The 3648-nt window shown below is 75.6% G+C and carries 3 protein-coding genes; 2 read left to right on the forward strand and 1 reads right to left on the reverse strand.

The window, feature by feature from the left end; translation table 11 throughout:
* Window positions 1-227 precede the first annotated feature (227 nt).
* Both ABWK99_RS14635 and ABWK99_RS14640 read left to right on the forward strand, forming a co-directional pair.
* Complete coding sequence (locus tag ABWK99_RS14635; protein ID WP_372595433.1) at window positions 228-1889, forward strand: phospholipase D family protein; 1662 nt, start codon at window positions 228-230, stop codon at window positions 1887-1889.
* Between the two features lie 63 nt (window positions 1890-1952).
* Window positions 1953-2759 carry an HAD-IIA family hydrolase gene (locus ABWK99_RS14640; RefSeq protein ID WP_372595434.1) on the forward strand — a complete coding sequence of 269 codons (807 nt, stop codon included), beginning with the start codon at window positions 1953-1955 and terminating at the stop codon, window positions 2757-2759.
* Here ABWK99_RS14640 and ABWK99_RS14645 read toward each other — a convergent pair.
* On the reverse strand, window positions 2745-3431 hold the full coding sequence (locus ABWK99_RS14645) for a dienelactone hydrolase family protein (RefSeq protein ID WP_372595435.1): 687 nt from the start codon (window positions 3429-3431) through the stop codon (window positions 2745-2747). The two genes, ABWK99_RS14640 and ABWK99_RS14645, sit on opposite strands and share 15 nt — an antisense overlap.
* Window positions 3432-3648: the final 217 nt, after the last annotated feature.

Raw genomic sequence — 3648 nt, forward strand, 5'->3', positions numbered from 1 at the left:
CACCCCCGGCGACCGCCCCTCCGGCGCCCGGCGCTCTCCGCGGGGCGGAGCAGGCCTCGCCACAGGGCCCCACCGGGTCCGACGACGCCCCGCCGTCCGGGACCGTCCCGCCCGCGCAGGACCGGACACCGCCTCCCCCGCCCTCCTGGGCCTGACCGCACCTCCCGGCTCCTGAGGCGCTCGCCCATCGGGCAGCGCACGGGGCGCAGGTGTGCAACGGTGGTGCTGTGGGCTCCTCCCGGCTCGAGATCCGTCGGGATGGTCGCCGTCTGACGGCCATCGACGTCGGTCACGCACGCCCGGCCGGGTCGGACCGGGCGGCGGAGGAGTGGCTCCTCACCGCGGCTCAACGCGGGAACCGCGCCACCGGTCTGCGACCGTGGTCCGCCCAGAACGCCGCCGTGCCGCTGATCCATGGTCGTCCCTACTTCGCGGCCCTCGCCGACGCCGTCGACGACCTCGGCGCAGGGGACCTGCTCCTGCTGGCCGGCTGGCGGGTCGATCCCGACGAGCTCGTCCGGGACGAGGGGACGACGATCACGGCCCTGCTCAGCGAGGCCGCCCGCCGCGGTGTCATGGTCCGCGGGCTGGTCTGGCGCTCCCAGATGGACCGGATGCGCTTCTCCCGGCGGCAGAACCGGCGCTTCGCCGAGGCCGTGAACGCCGCGGGCGGGGAGATCCTGCTCGACCAGCGGGTGCGCCCCTTCGGCAGCCACCACCAGAAGTTCGTCGTCCTGCGCCATGCCGAACGGCCGTGGGACGACGTGGCCTTCCTCGGGGGGATCGACGTGGCGCACAGCCGCCGCGACGACGCCCGTCACCGGGGGGACCACCAGCGGATGCCCTTCGCGCGCTGGTACGGCGGGGAGCCTGCCTGGCACGACGTCCAGGTGAGGCTGCAGGGCCCGGTGGTGCGCCAGGTGGAGGAGGTCTTCCGCGAGCGCTGGCAGGATCCGGCATCGCCGTCGCGCCGGCCGGGCACGCTGGTGCCCTTCCTCCTCGACCGCCCCGAGCATCGGCCGCGTCCGCTGCCTGCGCCGCTCCCCGACCCGCCCCCGGCCGGCACCTGCGCCGTCCAGCTCCTGCGCACCTACCCGAACCGTCGCCCGGGGTACCCCTTCGCGCCCCACGGGGAGCGCAGCGTGGCCCGCGGCTACGCCAAGGCGCTGCGCCGCGCGCGGCGGTTCGTCTACGTCGAGGACCAGTACCTCTGGTCGACCTCGGTCGCCCGGCTCTTCGCCGACGCGTTGCGCCGCGAGCAGGACCTGCACCTGATCGCGGTCGTGCCCCGCTTCCCCGAGCAGGACGCGGAGCTCGTCGTGCCGGTCGCCCTGCACGGGCACACCCAGGCCCTCGACCTCGTACGGGAGGCGGGCGGGGACCGGGTCCTCATCCTCGACGTGGAGAACGCCGCCGGGAGGCCCGTCTACGTGCACTCCAAGGTGTGCATCGCCGACGACGTCTGGGCCACCGTCGGCAGCGACAACCTCAACCGTCGCTCGTGGACGCACGACTCGGAGCTCACGGCCGCGATCCTCGACGAGCGGCGCGACCCTCGCGCACCTCTCGACCCGGCAGGGCGCGGGGACGGTGCCCGCACCTTCGCCCGGGACCTGCGCCTGGAGCTCTGGCGCGAGCACCTCGACCTGGCGGACGACGCGCTCCTGCTCGAGCCGGACGCGGCGATCGCGGAGCTGAGGTCGAGGGCCATGGCCCTGGACGCATGGCACGAGCGGGGCGAGGTCGGGGAGCGGCCGCCCGGGCGACTGCGGATGCACGTCATGGCGATCCCGACGCCGTGGCAGCGCGTGATGGCCTCGCCGGTGTACCGCGCAGTGGTCGACCCGGACGGGCGCCCACCGCAGATGAAGGTGCGCGGGCACCACTGAGCCCCCCGCGCGGCCGCGCCGCACCGGGCCGCGCCGCACCGGGCCGCGTCGTAGCCTGGGGAGATGGGCGCTCCGCGGGCGTTGCTGGTCGACATCGACGGTGTGCTCGTCGTGTCGTGGGAACCGCTGCCGGGCGCGGTCGAGGCCGTCGGCGCCCTGGCCGCCGCCGGCGTGCCGATGCGGTTCCTCACCAACACGACCTCGCGGACCAGGGCCGAGATCACCGCGGCGCTGCACGGGGCGGGTTTCCCGGTCGGGGCCGAGGACGTGCTCACGGTCACCTCTGCCACCGCGGCGTACCTCAGGCGCGAGCACCCGGGCGCTCGGTGCCTGCTGCTCAGCAGCGGGGACGCCACCGCCGACCTCGACGGGATCGAGCTCGTGGACCCCGCGGCGCGGGACGTCGACGTCGTCGTCCTCGGCGGGGCGGGGCCGGAGTTCACCTACCCGGCGCTCAACCACGCCCTGGAGTGCCTGCTCGCCGGAGCAGCGTTCGTGGCGATGCACCGCAACCTGCTGTGGCGGACCCGGACGGGGATGCAGCTGGACACCGGGGCCTACGTCGCCGGCCTCGAGCAGGCGTCCGGGGTGTCCGCGACCGTGATCGGGAAGCCCGCGCCGGCCTTGTTCGAGGCCGGGCTCTCCTCTCTCGGGCTACGGGCGCACGAGGCAGCGATGGTCGGCGACGACCTCGACACGGACGTGCGGGCGGCGCAGCGGCTCGGGATCACCGGTGTGCAGGTCCGCACCGGCAAGTTCCGGCCCGCGCAGCTCGACGCGGGCGGCGCACCCGACGTCCTGCTCGGCTCCTTCGCCGAGGTGCCGGGCTGGCTCGGCCTCTCGTCGTCGGGGCCCTCAGCCGAGCGGTGACCTCGGCCCGTCCGACACCGCGCCCGGCCCTGCCAGGTGGCGACCCAGGAACGCGACCGTGCGCTGCCACGCCAGCGCGGCCGCCGCGGGGTCGTGCTCCTCCGGCCGGTCCCGGTCGAAGAACCAGTGCCCGGTCCCGGGGTAGCGGTGGACCTCGACCTCACGGCCCGCGGCCTGCAGCCCGCGCACCGTCCGCGCGACGCCCGCGTGCGTGACGTACGGGTCGGTCTCGGCGAGGTGGAGCTGGACGGCCGACCTGCCGGCGGAGACGTCCCCGGCGCGCACGGCGCAGAAGACCGCGGTGGCAGCGATCGGCGGGACCTGCGGCTGCGAGCGAGCCGCCATCCACAGCGCCCAGTGCCCGCCCATCGAGAAGCCGACCTGGCCGACGGCCTCGCCCGGGGCATGCGCCCGCGCCCGCTCCAGCTCCGCCACGAGCTGCCGCCAGACCGGGGTGCGCCGTCGTCCGGCCCGCAGGGCGAGGGCCTGCTCCGTCGTGGTCGCCACCTCGCCGCGGTACAGGTCGGGCGCGACCGAGACGTAGCCCAGCGTGGCGAGCGTGTCGCAGACCCGGGTGATGACCGGCGTGAGGCCCCACCAGGTGTGCAGCACGAGAACGGTCGCCCGCGCCTTCCCGGCGGGCACGACCGTGTACGCCGTCTCGGTCCGCACCGCTGCACCGCCGGTCTCGCCCGCCAGGCGGGCATTCGGCCCGCGGGGCGCGCAGAGCCGCGGCGGGCGGCTCGGCGACGGCTCGACAGGTCGCTGAACGCGCGTATAGCATCATGAACATGCGTTCAACCTCTGCCTCGCCTGACGGCAGACGACCGACCGACGACCGCACCGCGCGCGCTCGCATCCGCGACGCGGCGATCGCCCTGGTCGCCGA

It is taken from the genome of Actinotalea sp., from assembly GCF_041597215.1.
Taxonomy (GTDB): domain Bacteria; phylum Actinomycetota; class Actinomycetes; order Actinomycetales; family Cellulomonadaceae; genus Actinotalea.